The following is an 18,522-nucleotide window of genomic DNA, read 5'->3' as shown; positions in this document are numbered from 1 at the left end:
GTATTTGGCGCTCATTTTTAATGCGCTAACCAAGATACGTAAGTTCATGATACAAATCAACAGATAAATACATTAAGAAATATCGTAAAAAAGCTCTTTTTTTAGGTACTTTTCATGGATATTATAAATATACAGTGCTTGTGTATATATTTTCATCGTTCAAATTTGCTCCTGAATTGAATGGGTGTAATGCCAATTTGTTTCTTAAAAAACTTGGTAAAATAAGACTGATCTGCAAAATTTAGTTGGTCAGAAATTTGCGTGACTGTAAGGTTTGTATGGACAAGTAGCCTTTTTATTTCAAGGATCTGTTTCGATTGAATGATTTCGTTGGAAGTGCGCCCTGTGAGTTGTTTTAAGGTTTGGGTAAGGTGGTTGGGGGTGATAGCGAGCAATTGAGCATAGCTGTTTACACTTAAATTATTTTGGTAATTTTCCTCTACCAACTGAAAAAATCGTTTTACAATCAAATGTCCTTTCCCGGATGCCAGTCCTTCTTCCTCGGTGGGATATAAGCGTGCGGTATAGTTTAAAATGGTATCCAATAGGGAACGAAGCAAGTCGATGTCTCCTCCGTCTTTTCTACCTACTTCTTCTATACCTTTCACAAATAATTGTTTTAAAAATTCTTGGTCAGACTTGTCCACTAATTGCAATGGTGGGTTATCTTGATGTATGTTAAAGAAGAAAGGAAACTCCAGCAGGCGGTTTTGGTTATTCTTATCAAAAAGATAAAATTCGGCTGCAAAAATAAATAGATATCCTTCTATGTCATTAGAGAATTCAATTTTATGTGCCTGTCCTGGCGACATATAAAAAACACAAGGGGGATTTATTTTGTATTCGCTGCTATCAATTATATGATAGCCGGTACCTTTGGTTAAATATAAGACTTCGAAAAAGTCGTGGCGGTGCGGATAGCTTACTGTAAAATGTCGATTGGCTTCAAAAGGTTCCACGTGAAAATGTCGACTCGCATGTTGCGGATGACTAAATGATCGTAGTCCGTATGTTGGTATGTTTTGCTCTTTCTTTGCCACGGAGTATACCTGAATTGAGGTTTATAATAAGCTGCGTTTTATATGTAAAAGATATTATTTTTTTGCTAGAGAATCTTTGTCAGTTCATCGTTATTGCTGATGTAGCAAAGTTAGTAAATTATATACAAAGCCTATGGTTTATGCCTTATGTGAAGCAAATAGTCGATAAGTAGCTTACGTGTGTGTTGTTCAAAGAGGCTGTGGACGTCTATTTGTTTTTTAATGAGTGGGATGGGGGCCTAATCAACTATCATATTCTATTTCTAACTGATGTTTGTGTAGTAAGCCTTCGAGGTTGAAGGCAGAAAATTTTGCTTTTTTCAGTTTGTTGGTCTCTGTATCTATTGAAAAGTTGTTTGCAGTTCTAAAATCTGCCTTTTCTAGTATGGTTCTTGAAAATATGGTTCCGGATAAGTCACATTCAGAAAAAACAGAAGCTGTTAGGTTTACTTCTGAAAAATCCGTTTCCCTCAATGTGCACTTGTTAAATTTTGTTTTCTGTAATTTTGTCCCAAAAAAGTTTGAGTAATCTAAATGACAATTATGGAATGAAAAAGAGAACATAAATTTATTGCATTCAGAGAAGTCGACACCTATAATCTTGCAATCTTTAAAGCTGGCATTTCTAAATCCAGCCCCTTGAATTTTGGTCATCGAAAAGTTGCAATTTTCAAAAGTACAGTCTTCGAAATCATTACCGATAAGGTCACTGTTTGTGAAAATACAGCCTATAAATGTACATTTATAAAATTCTCTATCTCTTAGTGTTTTTCCTGTATAGTCTATTTTTGTAAAGGTTTTTCTTTCGTGATTTGTTATTTCACCCGTCATATGGCTTGTTTTAGTATGGATGTGTTTAAATGAGTATACAGGTAATCGTCCGTATTTAATACTTTTTTAATATTATACTTTTTGTGAAATCATATAAGCCACGGCGAGTCTTAGTTCTCCATAGCTAAATTCCTTACCCAATTCTTTTTTAAGGGGTGTTAAAGCAAAGGTATCCAGTTTGTGAATAGTTTTTTCAATCATGGCGAGTTTACCCTGCCCAATAAAATCGAGTACATTGAGTTCTCCAAGCTGAACAAAGTGAGCCAGATGACCTTCTATCGTACTTTCGGTTAGAGAACGTTTTTTTGCTATTTCTTTTATGCTTTGTCCATCTTTATATAGTTGATAGCTAATTTGTTTGGTGTCTTCTTTTTTTTCTTTTTTCTCTTTGGGTAGCTTTTTCTTTGGTGTAATATTTTCACGGCTTTCGGTAAAGTCAGGTTTTTTAATCGTATTACGGTCAAATTCTGTTCCGTCAATGGCTGTTTTGATGAGGGTTTGTGCTTTGTAAATCATTTGAAGTTGACCATAATACAAGTTGGATAAATCGATTAGTTCGCTGTGGTATGTTTTGGCTCCTTTTACACCTTTAATTTCATTACACAATGTTCTAATATGATCGTGAATACTTTTAATAAGAGGTTCAAAGTACCCGGCTGCTTTATTGACTCTTTCCAGTAGATGAGGAAGGTAATTGACATGATCGGTATTAATAATCCGATTCACCTCTACTCTAAATGAATCTGCTACCTTACGTAATGGTTCTGTTTCTTTCATCCATTCCAATGCCTTGGACTGGTGTTGTTGTTTAATGGAACGTTTGGCATCTTTGGTGTAGGACGAGATATGAAAACTTAAATCTTGCATCAAGCCTGAAAAATCAAAGGCCTGCGCTACAAAGTGATTAAAGTAACTTCTGGATTCCTTTTTTAGAAGGGGCTGTAAATCTTTTTCATCTTTTTTTAAACTAGCGAAGGTTTCCAATGATGGATCTAAGTTAAACCCTTCTTTAGGTATGGGAGAGGTTAGTATCAGTCCGTCCAGACTCCGGAGTCTGGAAAGTGCCACATAAATCTGGCCTGGCGCAAAAGCATTCTGTACGTCGATGATGGCCTTGTCGAATGTCAGACCTTGACTTTTATGCACTGTTATTGCCCATGCCAATTTAAGTGGATATTGTTTAAAAGTGCCAACGATGTTTTCTTCAATTTCGTTGGAGTCTTTATTTACCGTATACTTTTTGTTTTCCCAAATGTATGGTTCAGCAATGGCTGGTTCATCCCCGTTATTAAAACTTACCTCAATCTCATCCTTGTGTAAACGGGTAATGGTGCCTATTTTGCCGTTGAAGTATTTTTGTTCTCCCGAGTAGTCATTTTTGGTAAACATGACCTGTGCACCTTTTTTAAACTCCAGTTGTGCTTCGGTAGGGTAGTTGTGTTCAGAGAAATCACCAATGACTTCAGCCTTAAAAAAGACCGATTTTTCTTTTATGTTTCGTAGGGCTTTGAGGTTTTTATCGTTGGCAATTCTATTGTGCGTGGTTAATAGAATGATTTCTTCATTGCTTTTTTGTTGATAATTAGGTCGGTAATATTTATTAAGAAGCTTCACATCAGCATCGGTCACTATATTGTTGCGTAGATTATTCAATAAATTGATAAAAGTATCATCCGACTGACGGTATATTTTTTCGAGCTCAACATATAGAGGGGGATTTTGTCTTAATACCTGTGAATGAAAAAAGAAAACGCTGGGGTAATAGGCGCCAATGGTCTTCCATTCATCATCTTTAACAACGGGAGGTAACTGCAATAAATCACCGATGAACAATACTTGTACGCCTCCGAATGGAAGATCTCTTTGGTGTCGAACACTACGTAAAATCAAGTCGATGGCATCCAGTAGATCGGCCCTTAGCATACTTACCTCATCAATGACAAGCAGTTCCATTTTTTTGAGCATATTACGCTTGTTCTTATGCATTTGAAAAGAACTTAATAGGGTGCGTGGAGTGTTGATAGGAGTGCTGATTGTTTGCTGAGGCAAGCCATTATTATCGGGAACAAAAGCACCAAATGGCAGTTGAAACAAAGAATGCAGGGTGACCCCTCCGGCATTAATGGCCGCGATACCTGTGGGGGCAGCCACAATTACACTTTTATGAGTGTGCTGGGTAATACTCTTTAAAAAGGTTGTTTTACCGGTACCTGCCTTACCTGTCAGGAATATGTTTTGCTGGGTGTTATTAATAAATTTGGCCACTAATTGTGGCAATGAATCTAACTGCTGGCTCATGCTATTGGATTACTGTTTATGCAAACTGCAAATTAAGAAAAGATTTTGCATAGGTCAATCTTTTTTTTGCTGAGATTTTTAGATTCTATAATGAGATAAGCATGTGATTGTTACAGCTTTTTAGTCTGCCTGTGCGCATTAATCTGTAGGCAGTACAAACCAGTCTTCTTCACCTTTTAAATCTTTAAAGTTAGCAGAGGCTCTTAGGATGGAACTTAATAATTCGTATTCTTGCATTTGGTAATGAAGGTGATAACTGGTATTAAGAAATACCATGAATGAATCCAGGCATGTACCTTTGTAATCTGTTAAGCGCGCTATGTTGTCACGAGATACAAAATAATTAAATCTTTTGCTTTTATCTTGAATATCCAGCAAACGATCTACTTCTTTTCTTTGTGCTACTACTTTATCTTTGGTGCCCATCGATAAACTTACTCCAAAAGTTCCACTGGCCACCTTGGCATCAGATTTACCCCAGGCAATAGCATCTGCAAAACTTTTCTGCCAAGTATCAACTTTTTCTTTTGCCTTTTCTTTTTCTGTTTTTTCCAGTTTTAAATCTTTAAAGGCTTGTTTAAAATGTGCATATGAATAATATCGAACCACGTTTACTTCACTTAAGGAGTAAATATTGGGCTGTACTTTTAATTGTATATCTTCTTCCATGGCAAACCAAATACCTGGAATGATCCATGTGGTATCTCTATAGCCCAGACTGTGAAAACGCAAAGTATCTCCCACAGATCCGTATATTTCAAAATATCCTTCTTCATTGCTGAGGGTTACCTCTCCTGTTTTTATATTTTTTACAGCGCCAAACTGAACCGCTTCTTTGGAGGGGTCTTCGTTAAGATGGGCGCCAAATAGTCTTAACTCACTTTTTTGAGCGATGGATACGCTGATTGTTGTAAAAAAGATACTTATTACCAGGATAGTTCTTATTCTCATTTTCATTCTATTATTGGTTGTTGTTCTTGGGCTTCAAATTTTTCTTTTAATTTTAGAATGCGTTCTTTCACCAGCAAGGCATTATCACGGGAGTTAAGGTGAAGGTTTACATTACAGTATACAATAAAATCATTTAGTTTTTTCCCTTCTTCGTAGCCCGATACTTCTTTTATAATGTCTCTATTATAGAATACATTTATTTTCTGCTGTTCGGCGTCTTTAGCTAATTCTTTTATGGCATTACGTTTTCTTTTTTCCTGTTTGCTGGTATAGTAATGAATAAAACTCAGGGGATTAAAAACGGCTGCTAAGACTGGAGGTTTGCTTGAAAAATTTCCGCTTCTTAATGCTATAGGTTTATCATCATCCTTTTTCTCGGCCAACTTGATATCGCTGGGAAGGTGCAAGTGTAATTCTTGTTTGGCGGGAACATCTACAGAACGTATCATATAGGTGCGTCGAGCCAACTCCAAGGTCAATCCATCTTCGATATTTTCAAATTGTTTTACTTTAATCACCACTGCCTCATAGCCCAAACCAAATACTTTTAGGGAGTCTGTGGCGTTAAAAACGTTTCGGAAAGAACCAAGCGAATCTGTTGCGTAGATATGCATGGTTTCGTAACTAATGACTTGTGCATTTTCAATAAAACGATCATCTGTTTTATCTTTTACGATGAGTTTAACCCAGACGGTAGAGTCCATACTCGTTTGTCCGTACAATATATACGAATAGAAAAGAAGAAGAAAAAAGAAGCACAAGCGCATAAATCAATGGTTTCTACAGTCGAAATTAAAAACAAATGTGGAGTTTAAATGTTTTTGGGGTAAAATTAACCAAACTTTAACAAAAATGTTTTGTTACAAAGCCATACCTTACCAATTATTTGCATATGGAAGGCTTTCATTATATTTTAGCATCAAATTATTAAATACGAACAATCATGTTAGATGAATACAAAGAAGTTGTTGAGCAAGCCTGGGAGAATAGGGATTTGTTAAGCAAGCCTGAAACACAGGATGTTATCCGTGAGTTAATGGAGATGTTGGACAAGGGAAAGATTCGGGTGGCAGAACCCAATGGTAACGACTGGAAAGTGAATGAGTGGGTTAAGAAGGCCGTGATATTATATTTCCCAATACAAAAGATGGAAACCATTGAGGCCGGTCCAATGGAGTTTCATGATAAAATGGCCCTTAAAAAAAATTATGCTGAACTAGGTATTCGTGTTGTTCCGCATGCTGTTGCTCGCTACGGTGCTTATATTGCGCGAGGTGTTGTTCTGATGCCTTCTTATGTGAATATTGGTGCTTTTGTAGAAGGTGGTACGATGGTGGATACTTGGGCTACAGTGGGTAGTTGTGCACAGATTGGTAAGAATGTTCACCTAAGTGGTGGTGTTGGTATTGGTGGTGTGTTGGAACCTATTCAAGCGGCTCCGGTTATCATTGAAGATGATGCTTTTATTGGTTCTCGCTGTATTGTGGTTGAAGGATGTAGAGTGGGCAAAGAAGCTGTGCTAGGTGCCAATGTGGTACTAACAGGCTCTACCAAAATTATTGACGTAACAGGAGAGGAGCCGATTGAGTATAAGGGATACGTTCCTCCACGGTCAGTGGTGATACCAGGAAGCTACACTAAAAAATTCCCGGCAGGCGATTTTCAAGTTCCTGCAGCATTAATTATCGGAAAACGTAAGGAATCTACTGATAAGAAAACCTCATTGAATGATGCCCTTCGTGAAAATAACGTGGCTGTGTAAGTTAAAAATAAGGATATGGAAGATGGGAGATAAAAAGGCGATAGCTGGTCTGTCATCTTCTGTCTCTTCTATTTAAAATCCAACGCATGATTGACGATATAAAGAGAGCCGTTGAAGTATTGCAACAAGGAGGCTTGATACTTTATCCCACTGATACCATATGGGGTATAGGTTGTGATGCGACTAATGTGGAGGCTGTTAAAAAAGTTTACCGACTGAAAAGGAGAGAAGATAGTCAAAGTATGTTGGTGCTGCTGGATAAGGATGCCAAGCTAAACTCTTATGTGACTGAAGTGCCAGAACTGGCATGGGATCTGATTGATCTTAGTACGAAGCCAACCACTATTATCTATCCCAACGCTAAAAATTTGGCTGAAAACCTTTTGGCAACAGACAAGAGTATTGGTATTCGCATAAGTAAAGAAGAATTCTCTCAGAAACTTTGTGAGCGGTTCAAAAAGCCTATTGTTTCAACCTCGGCCAATATAAGTGGAGAACCCGCACCTGCCCATTTTGCCGATATCACGGCGGATATTATAAATGGAGTGGACTATGTGGTAGGCTTTAGACAAGATGATAATTGTAAAGCTGTTCCTTCGAGCATCATAAAACTGGAGGTTAATGGACAGGTAAAAGTAATTAGAGAATGAGTGAAGAAAATATAGACTTCCGTCATCAAGATTCTATTCAAATACGTTTTAATGATATTGATGGTTTGGGGCATGTGAATAACACCACCATACAAGAATATTTTGATTTGGGACGTTTGGGATATTTCAATAAGGTGTTTGATAATAATGTTAACTGGTCCCGATTTGGAGCTGTAGTTGCTTCCATTAAAACAGACTTTTTAGCTCCTGTTTTTCTTAAAGAATCGCTGGTTGTGAAAACCAAAGTGAAAATGATAGGAGATAAGAGTATGCAACTAATACAACATATTACCGACAGTGAGGGGGTAATAAAAGCTACTTGTAGTTCGGCAATGGTAGGTTATGACCCTAATACGCACACATCCCGTGTGATTCCGGAAGATTGGAGGAAGCGTATTGGAGATCTGGAGGGATGGGAGTAAAAAACACCCTTACGAAACGACTTTATTTTTTAAGGCGATTGGGATTTTTTCCGATAAATTCTTTCCAACTCTTCACCGATTTACCGGTGTTTAAAGATTGGTTTTGAAAGAAATGGCATAAGGCCGCAGCAACTCCATCGGTGGCATCCAGGTATTTAGGTGTTGTTTCTATTTTAAGATATTGAGAAAGGATGCGAGCTACCTGTTCTTTACTGGATGCGCCATTTCCTGTGATAGCCTGTTTGATTTTTAGAGGGGCATATTCAAATACAGGAATGTCTCGTGATAGTGCAGCTGCCATTGCAACGCCTTGGGCACGTCCTAGTTTTAGCATCGACTGTACATTTTTACCGAAGAAAGGAGCCTCAATCGCCAATTCGTCCGGATGGTAATGATCACAAAGTCGAACGATGGTTTCGTATATCTTTTTTAGCTTGATATAATGATTGTCGTATTTTTTTAGTTCGACAACGCCCATGGAGACCAAAGATGGTTTGTTGCCAACTATCTTTAGAATACCATACCCCATTACGGTGGTACCTGGGTCAATGCCTAAAATAATACGTTCTTTAATCACAAGGTAAATTATAATGACTTTAATATAGTGCTGAAATATAGGACATCTTGTCCAAATTCAGAGCTCATTTGTCCCAATACCATGGGAGATTGCTTGTGGATGGTTTCTAGATCGGAGGGAGTGCTTACTTTGCATTGCACAGATACGGTTCTTTCGTCTTTGTTTTCGCTTGTCATTACCTCGTATGTTCCGATGTCGCACATGGGTATCATATTCTTGGTGAGTGGCTTATATGTGTTGTTCAGCCATTGTTCCCATTGTTGAAATTTACTTGCCTGGATAACAAAAGTAGTATTAAATACAAACATTTATTTTAGCTGTTAATTAAAAAAAAGGAAAGCTTTTTCAACAGTAAAATCGTTTGTTACTCTTGAAAAAGCATTTCAATAATTTTGGGGGTGAACCCTGTTATTTTATCATGTCAAAGCCACAATAAGGGACCAAAACATCTGGTATTTTAATTCCTTCGGCTGTTTGGTTGTTTTCTAATAAAGCGGCCAGAATACGAGGCAAGGCCAGCGCACTTCCGTTTAATGTATGTACCAATTCCGGTTTTTTCATGTCCTTACCTTTGTATCTGCATTTTAGACGGTTAGCCTGATAACTTTCAAAGTTGGATACGGAGCTGACCTCCAGCCATCGTTCTTGTGCTGCAGAAAATACTTCGAAATCAAATGTTAAAGCCGATGTAAAGCTGATATCACCTCCACATAATCTTAAGATACGATATGGCAATCCTAGTTTGTTTACCAATCCTTCGACGTGTGCTACCATACTTTTGAGTGCTTCATAAGATTTTTCGGGATGCGAGATTTGTACGATCTCCACTTTGTCGAATTGGTGTAGTCTGTTCAGGCCTCTCACATCAGCGCCCCATGAACCAGCTTCTCTTCTAAAGCATGGTGTGTAGGCCATGTTCTTGATGGGTAGGTCATCTTCCTTCACTACTTCATCGCGGTACATATTGGTTACTGGAACTTCAGCTGTGGGTATCAGGTATAAATTATCAGCGGTTGCATGATACATCATTCCCTCCTTATCGGGCAATTGGCCTGTACCAAAACCAGAATCTTCGTTCACAACAATTGGAGGAAGTACTTCTTGGTAACCGGCTTTCTCTCCTTCATCTAAGAAGAAACTAATTAAAGCACGCTGTAATCGTGCACCTTTGCCTTTGTATACAGGAAATCCTGCTCCTGTGATTTTTGTTCCCAACTTAAAATCGATAATATCATACTTCTCAATCAATTCCCAGTGGGGTAGCTTATCTCCTTCAATGGCGGGTAAATCTTTTTCCCAAGCCTTTTCTACCAAATTATCTGCATCGCTATTTCCTTCAGGTACAGAGGGATGAGGTATATTGGGCAGTTTTACTAACTCAGCCTCCAAAGAAAGCGTTGTTTCATTCAACTGGCCGTTTAATTCCTTGATGGTTTCTTTTAGATCGGCTGTTTTTGATTTTGCCTCATTAGCTTCCTGTGTCTTCCCTTGCTTAAAAAGCATACCAATTTCCTTGGATAGGGTGTTCATTTCGGCTTGTCGCTGATCAAGCGAGCTTTGTGTTGCCTTGCGGGTATCATCAAGGTTTATAATGGCTTCAACCACCTCTGTGGCTTCGAAGCGTTTTATTTTAAGACGTTTAATCACCTCGTCTTTGTTCTCGAGGATAATTTTTAGCGTAAGCATTATATGGTGTTGTTTTTTTTGTAATACAGATAAAAAAAAATCTCCTGAATCCGTTACGAAAGTAACAAAAACAGGAGACTCTTAAAATCTTTACAAATCTTTTTTATTCAGCAGCAAAAGGCTCAACTGAAACGTAAGATCTGTCGTTTCTTTTTTTACGGAATGTTACTTTTCCATCAATTAAAGCAAATAAAGTATGGTCTTTTCCCATACCTACATTATCACCTGGATGATGTTGAGTCCCTCTTTGACGAACGATAATGTTACCGGCTTTGGCAGACTGGCCGCCAAAAATTTTAACACCTAAACGTTTACTTTCGGACTCCCTACCGTTTTTCGAACTACCGACTCCTTTTTTATGTGCCATCTTATTCTAATTTTTTTAATTATCCAACTAAAATGTCTTCAATTTGAATTTGAGAAAATTGTTGACGGTGACCGTTTTTCTTTTTGTAACCTTTTCTTCTTTTCTTTTTGAAAACGATTACTTTATCACCTTTAACGTGTGATAGTACCTTAGCGGTAACTTTCGCTCCTTCAACAACGGGTGCTCCTACTTGAACAGTTCCATCGTTGTCGATGAGCATCACTTTTTCAAACTCAACAGCAGCTCCTTCTTCTTGAGCTAGACGGTGTACATAAATCTTACTGTCTTTTTCTACTTTAAATTGCTGTCCTGCAATATCTACAATCGCGTACATCACTAATTGTTTAAAATTTTGATCCAGGAGGCGGGCTTCTATCTCACAATCAGCCACTTTACCATGCCCCTCGGGAAACATTGGAGTGCAAAAGTACACATTAATTTTATTTCTGCAAAAATAATTTATTTAAAAGCATGAATCTCAATACCGTTGGCCCATTGTTAAAGTAGTTCTGCGGTGCGTATAAAGTTTCGCAAGAGTGGATGGTTTTAGCTTGCTGAAACGAAGGGTTTTGTTGATGGGAACTGTCTGTTTTTAGCTTATATGAAGGTTTGTATAAGCGTGCATGAATGTGTCTTTTGTGTGTTGTATACTTTTAATCCATGGAGGATGTCCTTTTAAAACTGCTGATATATGTTAGAACTTTGTTAAAAACATTTTGTTATATTTGTTCTTATATTATAAATAATATGTGTCTTCGCTATCGAAGTTAGTCTATGAGCAAAAAGAAAATTAAACTGAATATACTTGGCTTGTCCTATAGTCAAACCCAGTCGGGTGCTTATGCTTTGGTTTTGGCCGAAGAAGAGGGGGAAAGAAGGATTCCAATTATTATTGGAGGCGTAGAAGCGCAATCTATTGCTATTAAGCTGGAGGGGCTTGAACCGCCTCGTCCACTTACGCATGATTTGTTCTTAAATTTTTCTCGAGCGTTTGACATTGTCGTTACAGAGGTGGTGATATATAAACTGGAAGAGGGTATTTTTTATGCTGAGTTGGTTTGTAAAAAGGGTGATGAAGAGTTAAGGATTGACTCTAGAACTTCGGATGCCGTGGCTCTATCGTTGCGCTTTAATTGTCCTATTTATACCTATGAATCGATTATTCAATCTGCGGGTATTGTGTTGGATGTGAGTAAGGATCAGGAGATTGAATTAGATGTGGATGAACATGCTGCCAAAGCAGGAGAATCGAAATATGCAAATAAGTCCTTGGACGAACTTAATTCCTTGTTAAATGCGGCCATTGAAAGTGAAGATTATGAAAAAGCTTCAGAGATAAGGGACGAAATTCAGAAGAGAAGTGCTTCTTAAAACTTAATATCATCATAAATCTCATATAAAGGTATTCATGAGCAAAAAAATGTTTCCGGCTATTGTTGTGTTTTCATTGCTACTAGCGCAACCGGCTATGGCCAACTCAGTGGTGGATGTAGCACAAAGTGACGGAATATCCATGATCAGTATTTTTAGAGGGATCTTGGGTATGATAGTTTTGATTGGCATAGCCTGGGTTTTTAGTAGTAACAAAAAGGCGATTAACTGGAAGGTTGTTGGAATCGGACTTTCTATTCAGCTCCTGTTGGCTGTTTCTATTCTGAATATATCTTTTGTGCAATCTTTTTTTGAAATAGTAAGCAGAGGATTTGTACAGGTTTTAAATTTTACGGAGGCCGGAACTTCTTTTTTATTTAAGAGTTTTGGGTCGGGTGAGATTGAGTCTCCCTTGTTAAACTTTGCTGTTACCATATTGCCTACCATTATATTCTTTTCGGCTTTAACCAGTTTATTGTTTTATTATGGCATTATCCAAAAGGTAGTTTATTTTTTGGCCTTGGGTATGACTAAGCTCATGCGATTGTCAGGTGCAGAAAGTCTCTCTGTAGCTGGTAATATTTTTCTTGGACAAACAGAATCGCCCCTTATGATTAAAGCATATCTGGATAAAATGAATCGTTCGGAGATGTTATTAGTCATGTCTGGTGGTATGGCTACTCTAGCGGGAGGCGTTCTTGCTGTTTATATTAAAATTTTAGGGGGAGGGGATCCTGTTCAGGAGGTGATGTACGCCAAACATTTGTTGGCAGCTTCTATTATGGCAGCACCAGGTGTGGTGGTAATATCAAAGATATTATTGCCTCAAACAGAAAAAATAAACAATGAGGTGGTTGTTAGTAAAGAAAAGATAGGTAAAAACGTGTTGGATGCTATCTCAAATGGAACAACGGAAGGATTGAAGCTAGCTGTAAATGTTGGTGCCATGCTATTGGTCTTTATCTCATTTATTGCTATGGCCAATTATATTTTTCTTAAAATAGGATATTATTCCGGCCTCAATGAAACCATCGCCGAGGCCACAAATGGCGAGTACGCTGCTTTGAATTTACAGTTTATACTTGGGTATTTGTTTTCTCCTTTAATGTGGCTCATCGGTGTTTGTAAAGAGGATATGGATCTGGTGGGGCGAGTGTTGGGAGAAAAACTTATAATGACTGAATTTATTGGCTATGTCAGTTTGGGTGATCTGAAAGATGCGGGCGCTTTTGTGCAGCAAAAATCTGTCTATATTGCTACCTACGTATTGTGTGGCTTCGCTAACTTTGCATCCATAGGTATTCAAATTGGTGGAATCGGAGCCATTGCTCCAAGTCAACGTGTAACTTTAACTCAACTGGGAGTAAAGGCTTTACTGGCTGGTACCTTAGCTTCATTGCTCTCGGCTACTATCGTTGGAATGATATTGGGTTAGTTGCTATGTTCGACGAGCTTCTTATATGATTTGAAAAATTCTTGGATAGTTGGAACTGCTTTTATTCTTCATAACCCCACTGGACGTTATTATATATTAAATGTAAATTTAAGGTTGCTTTATAGAATATTTATTTTTTACTTTTCGGTATCCAGATAAGATATAAATATTTTGCAGCTTTGGAAATCAGAGAGATAAAGCAGTGCTTAAGCATCTTCACAGTACTGAAACACTACGGTTTGTACCCCTATAAAAACAACATGTTAAAATGCCCTTTCCATGCCGATGACAAACCAAGCTTGAAAGTTTATCCCAACACGAACACTTTTAATTGTTTTGGTTGCGCTGCAAATGGTGACCGGAAACAGCAAAAAACTTATCAATAGCAAACTAAGGAGTATCAGGAACTTTTATGAATATCTTCAAAAAGAGAATGCAAACATTATTAACCCTGCAGCAAACTTGGTTTTAAAAGGTGTAAGACAAAAACTACCATCCAATATTATCGACTTTACAGAACTTGAAAATATTTACCAATCCTATCCGTCAAAAGCCGGACAAGTTAAAACCAATGGTAACCGAAGCAAAAGAAACAAAGTAACCTTAGGTTTATTGGTTTATCAAGGTCTGACCACAGAAGAACTGCACCAATTAGAGCCGGAACATCTAAAACTCAAACAAGGTAAAATCCATGTGCCAGGCAACAGGAAAAGAAACGGCAGAACACTTGATTTACAACCTTGCTAGATACTGGAACTACACGAATAAGTAAGTAAAATAAGGCGTAAAATCAAGCGCTTAAACAGCAAACAACTCTTTGTGAGTATGGAAGGAAACAACAACCTTAAGAACTCTTTGCATCATATGTTTAGAGCCATTAAGAAGAATAACCCTGAAATACTTCATCCCAAACAAATCAGGTCATGCGTGATAGTCTATTGGCCTAAAAACTATAATCTCCGAGAGGTGTAATATATGGCAGGACACAAGTATGTGAGCAGTACAGAGAAATACCAGATAAACAATGTATTTAAGCTACAGGGAGAAGTAAACAAATATTATCTGTTAATCATGAACAAATGAGACCGATAAATCGTAACTTGGTAGAAAATAGAATGATTACATAGCCGAAGACTCTATTCCTGCAGCCAGAAAAGTAAAGAAAACCCTATAGAACAAACTAATCATACAGAAAACTTGTCTGGTCACTGCCGGATATGGACCAAGATATTTACCTACTTTAAAAACGGTTTAAATACCGGAACTACCAAATGCTGTAAAGAGTATCTTGTAAGCAGAGCCTTTAACGTAAATATGTGGTTTGCTACATATTCCAAAAGATTCCAGTAGGACTTAGAGGATTCCAATGCTTAAATCGTTCTCCCGAATTGTAACTTTCTTTTTGGGTGCAGCGTCTTATGTCCATATGTATATTTTTTTAAATCTAATTTTTTAATCATGCAAAAACTTAAAACTTACTTAATCGTAGTTGTTGTTCTATGTTCTTTAAACAGCTGTATTATTAATAATGTGAGTGGTCAGGCCAAGATTGTTATTGATCAGGCCGAGGCCAATTTCGAAAGTGTGTCAGAGTTGGTGGTAAAAGGTTCATTTTGTAATGTGAATATAGATAGCCATAGTTCTGAAAAAATACTCTTTAAGGGTGAAGTGAAAGCCAATAAAGAGCGTGATGACATCAAGATTAGGTATAAGCAAGATGGTTCTTCGTTGGAAGTTTGGATTGAAAGACCAAGATCGTTGCGGGGGTCATTTGGCGGTTTGCTTGGTTTCAAGGTGCCATCTGGTACACACATTCGGGTTGACAATACATCAGGAAGTGTTCATGTGGCGAATATGGTGTCTAGTAAGGTTCATTTGATGGCTAGTTCAGGCAGTATTAACGCGGAGAATATGGACTGCGACATAAGTGCCAAAACCAGCTCAGGAGGTCTAAAATTGACCAATATTAATGGTGATTTATCTTGTATATCTTCTTCTGGTAGTCAGTCCTTCACAAAGATTAAAGGTAATGTTGTTTCTAAGCTATCTTCCGGAAGAATTAGTATGGAGGAGATCAATGGTGATGTGGATTCAGAGAGTTCTTCCGGTTCGCAAAGTATAACGATGGTCATGGGCAATGTACAGGCCAGTGCTTCATCGGGTAGTATTAAAATGAGTGATGTTCGGGGAGACGTACAGGCCCGTGCCAGTTCAGGCAGTATAAAACTATATAATATAAATGGTGCATTGAATCTTATTACTTCCAGTGGAAGTCAGTATGGTGAGGAAATTATGCTAAGTGGTAATTCTTCTTTCAAAGCCTCTTCGGGCAGTGTGAAGATGAGTTTGAGTAATCAAGCAGATGAATTATCTTTTGATTTAATGGCCTCTTCTGGTAGTTTAAGTGCCAAAGGGATGAGAGGTAAAAAACAATTAAACATTAAAAAAGGAGAAATTTTAGTACTTGGTGTTTCTTCGTCGGGAAGCCAACATTACTATTAATTCTTATGACGAAGTTTTAATCCAGCTTGGGGGTAATGTTTCCAGCCGGTGTACTACTATCTCAAGTATGTTCAGGAAAGCATTTTGCCAATGTCGCTATGCTTCTTATTGTTTTGACCAACCTGGTAGTTGGTGAGGGTGAGGATTGGTTTTGTACATTGTTTTTTATCTAAATAGATGGTAAAAAAACGAAGCCCGAAGATATGTCTTCGGGCTTCTAATATAAATATTCTATTGTCTAAATACCAACTATTACAATTTTGCTTTAATAGCTGCAGTTTCTGCTTCGAACCCTGGTTTTTCCAATAAAGCAAACATATTCTTTTTGTAAGCTTCAACGCCTGGTTGATCAAATGGGTTGATATCTAATATATAACCACTAATACCACAAGCTATTTCGAAGAAATACAATAACTGTCCCAAGTAATACTCATTGAGAACTGGGATTTCAACTTTGATGTTAGGAACACCACCGTCAACATGTGCCAATAGGGTACCTAGCTCAGCCATCTTATTCACATCATCCACCCTTTTTCCGGCCAAGAAGTTAAGTCCATCAAGGTCTGCTTCATCTGTAGGTACTATCACCGTTTTGTTGGCTTTAGAAACGGTAATGATGGTTTCAAATATGTTACGAACGCCCTCTTGAATCCACTGTCCCATAGAGTGAAGGTCGGTTGAGAAATCAACAGCAGCAGGGAATATACCTTTATTTTCTTTTCCTTCGCTTTCGCCATATAATTGTTTCCACCACTCTGCCACAAAGTGCAGTTTAGGTTGGTAGTTCACCAATATCTCTGTTGCTTTTCCATTTTTGTAGAGCTCGTTACGAACGGCGGCATAAGTTGCAGCAGCGCTGTTTTCACCTTCTTTGGCGGTAATTTCTTCCATGTCTTTGGCGCCTTTTACCAAAGCGCGGATATCAATTCCTGCCACGGCAATAGGCAACAAACCCACAGGAGTTAATACAGAATAGCGTCCACCCACATCGTCAGGGATTACATAGGTTTTGTATCCTTTTTGATCTGCCAGAGTTCTTAGTGCACCTTTTTTTGCATCGGTAATAGCCACAATGCGGTCTTTGGCTTCTTCGGCCGAATATTTGCTTTCGAGCAAGTCTTTTAGTAAGCGAAATGCCAATGCAGGCTCCGTTGTGGTTCCTGATTTAGAGATGACTACCAAGGCAAATGATTTATCCTTTAAAAGTTCTAATAATTCAGCGGTATAATCTTCTCCAATATTTTGACCAGCATAAATAACAACAGGGTTCTTTCTCTCGGTTATTAAATGATCAAAGCTATTTGACATGGCGTCGATCACAGCTCTGGCTCCCAGGTAACTGCCACCAATTCCGATGACCACTACCACGTCAGCCTTGGATTTTAAGTTTGCAGCGGTAGTTTCAATATCAGATAGTTGTGCTTCATCAATGCTAGATGGCAGGTTTACCCAACCAAGGAAATCGCTTCCTCTTCCTGTTTTTTCGTATAACGACTTGAGGTGAGAGGCGACCTGACTTTTGTATCCGTTTACTTTTTCTTCAGATACAAAAGTGAAAGTTTTTGAAATATCAATTTTTAAGTTTTCCATTGTGAAATTGATTTTTATGAATAAGGACTATTTTTTATCGTAAATTTTCTATGAGCAAGCGTATTTCGATAGATGGCGAAATGCGTTCGTAAATAATATTATAAACAGCATCGGTAATGGGCATGTTTACCTTGTATTTTTCATTGATTTCCTTAATGCTTTTAACTGCATAGTATCCCTCGGCCACCATCAACATTTCCATTTGTGCATATTTCACAGAGTATCCTTTCCCGATCATTGTTCCAAAGGTACGGTTCCTACTAAATTGCGAATATCCTGTCACCAACAAATCGCCCAGGTAAGCAGAGCTTTTTATATCGCGTGTTATGGGATGAACCGTATCCACAAAGCGCTTAATTTCTTGAATGGCATTAGACATTAATACGGCTTGAAAGTTATCTCCATATCCCATTCCGTGGCAGATTCCAGAGGCCACAGCCATAATATTTTTTAAAACAGATGAAAATTCCGTTCCGTAAATGTCGTCAGAAATTGATGTTTTGATATAACCGCAACTTAAAAAAGAAGCAAAAGCACGGCCTTTCTTCAAGTCCTGACTGGCAATAGTCAAGTATGAGAGTCGTTCAAGCGCCACTTCCTCCGCGTGGCAGGGGCCCGAGATAACGCCAAAATTATCCAGAGGTACATCATAAAATTCATTTAAAAATGTACCCACAATCATATTCTCCTCAGAAACCAGTCCCTTCACTGCTGAAACCATGTATTTATCCTTCAAAGATACCGACAAATCGCTTAAGGTATTCTTTAAAAAGGCTGACGGAATAGCAATGATAAGTACATCACTCTCTTCAACAATGTGATTGATATCTGAGTAAAAATGTATCTTATCGGTCTCAAAATCAACACTAGTGAGATAATTAGGATTGTGTCCATGCTTTCTGAACTTCTTAACATGTTTAGGATTTCGGAAATACCAATTAAACTCCAGCACATTGTTGGTGAGCATTTTAGCTATTGCTGTAGCCCAACTCCCACTACCAATTATACCAATTCTAGATGATTCGTCCATATATTGTGAT

General features: G+C 38.0%; 20 protein-coding genes. 8 read left to right on the top strand and 12 right to left on the bottom strand.

Translation table 11 applies throughout. The annotated features are described in order from the left end of the window. Positions 1 to 152: 152 nt before the first annotated feature. The 5 genes from CYTFE_RS0117800 to CYTFE_RS0117780 all read right to left on the bottom strand — a co-directional run bounded on the left by CYTFE_RS0117800 (position 153) and on the right by CYTFE_RS0117780 (position 5,824). A complete protein-coding gene (locus CYTFE_RS0117800; RefSeq protein ID WP_027472913.1) occupies positions 153 to 1,040 on the bottom strand; it encodes an AraC family transcriptional regulator in 888 nt (295 codons plus the stop codon). A gap of 243 nt (positions 1,041 to 1,283) precedes the next feature. Continuing rightward, positions 1,284 to 1,871 (bottom strand): pentapeptide repeat-containing protein, encoded by a 588-nt coding sequence (locus tag CYTFE_RS0117795; protein WP_027472912.1) that lies wholly within the window; start codon positions 1,869 to 1,871, stop codon positions 1,284 to 1,286. Between the two features lie 72 nt (positions 1,872 to 1,943). Further along, positions 1,944 to 4,169 carry a helix-turn-helix domain-containing protein gene (locus CYTFE_RS0117790; protein ID WP_044262897.1) on the bottom strand — a complete coding sequence of 742 codons (2,226 nt, stop codon included), beginning with the start codon at positions 4,167 to 4,169 and terminating at the stop codon, positions 1,944 to 1,946. A gap of 138 nt (positions 4,170 to 4,307) precedes the next feature. Further along, positions 4,308 to 5,120 carry a hypothetical protein gene (locus CYTFE_RS0117785; protein ID WP_152541650.1) on the bottom strand — a complete coding sequence of 271 codons (813 nt, stop codon included), beginning with the start codon at positions 5,118 to 5,120 and terminating at the stop codon, positions 4,308 to 4,310. Positions 5,121 to 5,122: 2 nt separating this feature from the next. Next, positions 5,123 to 5,824 (bottom strand): hypothetical protein, encoded by a 702-nt coding sequence (locus CYTFE_RS0117780; RefSeq protein ID WP_027472909.1) that lies wholly within the window; start codon positions 5,822 to 5,824, stop codon positions 5,123 to 5,125. A gap of 239 nt (positions 5,825 to 6,063) precedes the next feature. Here CYTFE_RS0117780 and CYTFE_RS0117775 point away from each other — a divergent pair, with 239 nt between their 5' ends. The 3 genes from CYTFE_RS0117775 (at position 6,064) to CYTFE_RS0117765 (ending at position 7,954) form a co-directional block, all read left to right on the top strand. Next, positions 6,064 to 6,882 (top strand): 2,3,4,5-tetrahydropyridine-2,6-dicarboxylate N-succinyltransferase, encoded by an 819-nt coding sequence (locus tag CYTFE_RS0117775; RefSeq protein ID WP_027472908.1) that lies wholly within the window; start codon positions 6,064 to 6,066, stop codon positions 6,880 to 6,882. Positions 6,883 to 6,968: 86 nt separating this feature from the next. Further along, positions 6,969 to 7,532, top strand: a complete 564-nt coding sequence (locus CYTFE_RS0117770; protein WP_027472907.1) for an L-threonylcarbamoyladenylate synthase — start codon at positions 6,969 to 6,971, stop codon at positions 7,530 to 7,532. Next, positions 7,529 to 7,954 carry an acyl-CoA thioesterase gene (locus tag CYTFE_RS0117765; RefSeq protein ID WP_027472906.1) on the top strand — a complete coding sequence of 142 codons (426 nt, stop codon included), beginning with the start codon at positions 7,529 to 7,531 and terminating at the stop codon, positions 7,952 to 7,954. The genes CYTFE_RS0117770 and CYTFE_RS0117765 overlap by 4 nt, the downstream gene beginning before the upstream one ends. Before the next feature lie 22 nt (positions 7,955 to 7,976). Here CYTFE_RS0117765 and ruvC read toward each other — a convergent pair whose 3' ends face one another. The 5 genes from ruvC to rplU all read right to left on the bottom strand — a co-directional run bounded on the left by ruvC (position 7,977) and on the right by rplU (position 10,918). Then, positions 7,977 to 8,531: a crossover junction endodeoxyribonuclease RuvC gene (gene ruvC / locus CYTFE_RS0117760; RefSeq protein WP_027472905.1), complete on the bottom strand. Its 555-nt coding sequence runs from the start codon at positions 8,529 to 8,531 to the stop codon at positions 7,977 to 7,979. Between the two features lie 8 nt (positions 8,532 to 8,539). After that, positions 8,540 to 8,839: a DUF4286 family protein gene (locus CYTFE_RS0117755; RefSeq protein WP_027472904.1), complete on the bottom strand. Its 300-nt coding sequence runs from the start codon at positions 8,837 to 8,839 to the stop codon at positions 8,540 to 8,542. A gap of 100 nt (positions 8,840 to 8,939) precedes the next feature. Further along, a complete protein-coding gene (serS, locus tag CYTFE_RS0117750; RefSeq protein ID WP_027472903.1) occupies positions 8,940 to 10,217 on the bottom strand; it encodes a serine--tRNA ligase in 1,278 nt (425 codons plus the stop codon). A gap of 103 nt (positions 10,218 to 10,320) precedes the next feature. Further along, positions 10,321 to 10,584, bottom strand: coding sequence for a 50S ribosomal protein L27 (gene rpmA / locus CYTFE_RS0117745; protein ID WP_027472902.1), 264 nt, complete (start codon positions 10,582 to 10,584; stop codon positions 10,321 to 10,323). A gap of 19 nt (positions 10,585 to 10,603) precedes the next feature. Then, the gene (gene rplU / locus CYTFE_RS0117740) at positions 10,604 to 10,918 is read right to left on the bottom strand and encodes a 50S ribosomal protein L21 (protein ID WP_027472901.1); all 315 of its coding nucleotides are present in this window, start codon (positions 10,916 to 10,918) and stop codon (positions 10,604 to 10,606) included. Positions 10,919 to 11,358: 440 nt separating this feature from the next. Between rplU and CYTFE_RS0117735 the strand changes: the two genes are divergently transcribed. The 5 genes from CYTFE_RS0117735 (at position 11,359) to CYTFE_RS0117720 (ending at position 15,892) form a co-directional block, all read left to right on the top strand. After that, positions 11,359 to 11,955, top strand: a complete 597-nt coding sequence (locus CYTFE_RS0117735) for a bifunctional nuclease family protein (RefSeq protein WP_027472900.1) — start codon at positions 11,359 to 11,361, stop codon at positions 11,953 to 11,955. Between the two features lie 37 nt (positions 11,956 to 11,992). Next, on the top strand, positions 11,993 to 13,390 hold the full coding sequence (locus CYTFE_RS0117730) for a NupC/NupG family nucleoside CNT transporter (protein ID WP_027472899.1): 1,398 nt from the start codon (positions 11,993 to 11,995) through the stop codon (positions 13,388 to 13,390). 179 nt (positions 13,391 to 13,569) lie between these two features. Then, positions 13,570 to 13,776, top strand: a complete 207-nt coding sequence (locus CYTFE_RS32015) for a CHC2 zinc finger domain-containing protein (RefSeq protein WP_161636209.1) — start codon at positions 13,570 to 13,572, stop codon at positions 13,774 to 13,776. Beyond that, positions 13,727 to 14,137 carry a hypothetical protein gene (locus CYTFE_RS0117725; protein WP_152541651.1) on the top strand — a complete coding sequence of 137 codons (411 nt, stop codon included), beginning with the start codon at positions 13,727 to 13,729 and terminating at the stop codon, positions 14,135 to 14,137. The genes CYTFE_RS32015 and CYTFE_RS0117725 overlap by 50 nt, the downstream gene beginning before the upstream one ends. 711 nt (positions 14,138 to 14,848) lie before the next feature. Further along, entirely contained in the window at positions 14,849 to 15,892 is a 1,044-nt protein-coding gene (locus CYTFE_RS0117720) for a DUF4097 family beta strand repeat-containing protein (RefSeq protein ID WP_027472897.1), read from the top strand. A 252-nt stretch (positions 15,893 to 16,144) separates the two neighbouring features. Here the strand turns inward: CYTFE_RS0117720 and CYTFE_RS0117710 are convergent, their stop codons facing one another. Further along, a complete protein-coding gene (locus CYTFE_RS0117710; protein WP_027472896.1) occupies positions 16,145 to 17,482 on the bottom strand; it encodes a glucose-6-phosphate isomerase in 1,338 nt (445 codons plus the stop codon). 34 nt (positions 17,483 to 17,516) lie between these two features. Then, positions 17,517 to 18,512 (bottom strand): NAD(P)H-dependent glycerol-3-phosphate dehydrogenase, encoded by a 996-nt coding sequence (locus CYTFE_RS0117705; protein WP_027472895.1) that lies wholly within the window; start codon positions 18,510 to 18,512, stop codon positions 17,517 to 17,519. Between the last annotated feature and the right edge of the window lie 10 nt (positions 18,513 to 18,522).

Origin of the sequence: Saccharicrinis fermentans DSM 9555 = JCM 21142 (assembly GCF_000517085.1) — a bacterium.
Taxonomy (GTDB): domain Bacteria; phylum Bacteroidota; class Bacteroidia; order Bacteroidales; family Marinilabiliaceae; genus Saccharicrinis; species Saccharicrinis fermentans.
This window is presented reverse-complemented; position numbering and strand designations above follow the sequence as displayed.

Coding starts and splice junctions, on each gene's coding strand:
- CYTFE_RS0117795 (WP_027472912.1), bottom strand. CDS start 1,871: ATGACGGGTGAAATAACAAATCACGAAAGAAAAACCTTTACAAAAATA.
- CYTFE_RS0117790 (WP_044262897.1), bottom strand. CDS start 4,169: ATGAGCCAGCAGTTAGATTCATTGCCACAATTAGTGGCCAAATTTATT.
- CYTFE_RS0117785 (WP_152541650.1), bottom strand. CDS start 5,120: ATGAGAATAAGAACTATCCTGGTAATAAGTATCTTTTTTACAACAATC.
- CYTFE_RS0117780 (WP_027472909.1), bottom strand. CDS start 5,824: ATGGACTCTACCGTCTGGGTTAAACTCATCGTAAAAGATAAAACAGAT.
- CYTFE_RS0117775 (WP_027472908.1), top strand. CDS start 6,064: ATGTTAGATGAATACAAAGAAGTTGTTGAGCAAGCCTGGGAGAATAGG.
- CYTFE_RS0117770 (WP_027472907.1), top strand. CDS start 6,969: ATGATTGACGATATAAAGAGAGCCGTTGAAGTATTGCAACAAGGAGGC.
- CYTFE_RS0117765 (WP_027472906.1), top strand. CDS start 7,529: ATGAGTGAAGAAAATATAGACTTCCGTCATCAAGATTCTATTCAAATA.
- CYTFE_RS0117755 (WP_027472904.1), bottom strand. CDS start 8,839: ATGTTTGTATTTAATACTACTTTTGTTATCCAGGCAAGTAAATTTCAA.
- serS (WP_027472903.1), bottom strand. CDS start 10,217: ATGCTTACGCTAAAAATTATCCTCGAGAACAAAGACGAGGTGATTAAA.
- rpmA (WP_027472902.1), bottom strand. CDS start 10,584: ATGGCACATAAAAAAGGAGTCGGTAGTTCGAAAAACGGTAGGGAGTCC.
- rplU (WP_027472901.1), bottom strand. CDS start 10,918: ATGTACGCGATTGTAGATATTGCAGGACAGCAATTTAAAGTAGAAAAA.
- CYTFE_RS0117735 (WP_027472900.1), top strand. CDS start 11,359: ATGAGCAAAAAGAAAATTAAACTGAATATACTTGGCTTGTCCTATAGT.
- CYTFE_RS0117730 (WP_027472899.1), top strand. CDS start 11,993: ATGAGCAAAAAAATGTTTCCGGCTATTGTTGTGTTTTCATTGCTACTA.
- CYTFE_RS0117720 (WP_027472897.1), top strand. CDS start 14,849: ATGCAAAAACTTAAAACTTACTTAATCGTAGTTGTTGTTCTATGTTCT.
- CYTFE_RS0117710 (WP_027472896.1), bottom strand. CDS start 17,482: ATGGAAAACTTAAAAATTGATATTTCAAAAACTTTCACTTTTGTATCT.
- CYTFE_RS0117705 (WP_027472895.1), bottom strand. CDS start 18,512: ATGGACGAATCATCTAGAATTGGTATAATTGGTAGTGGGAGTTGGGCT.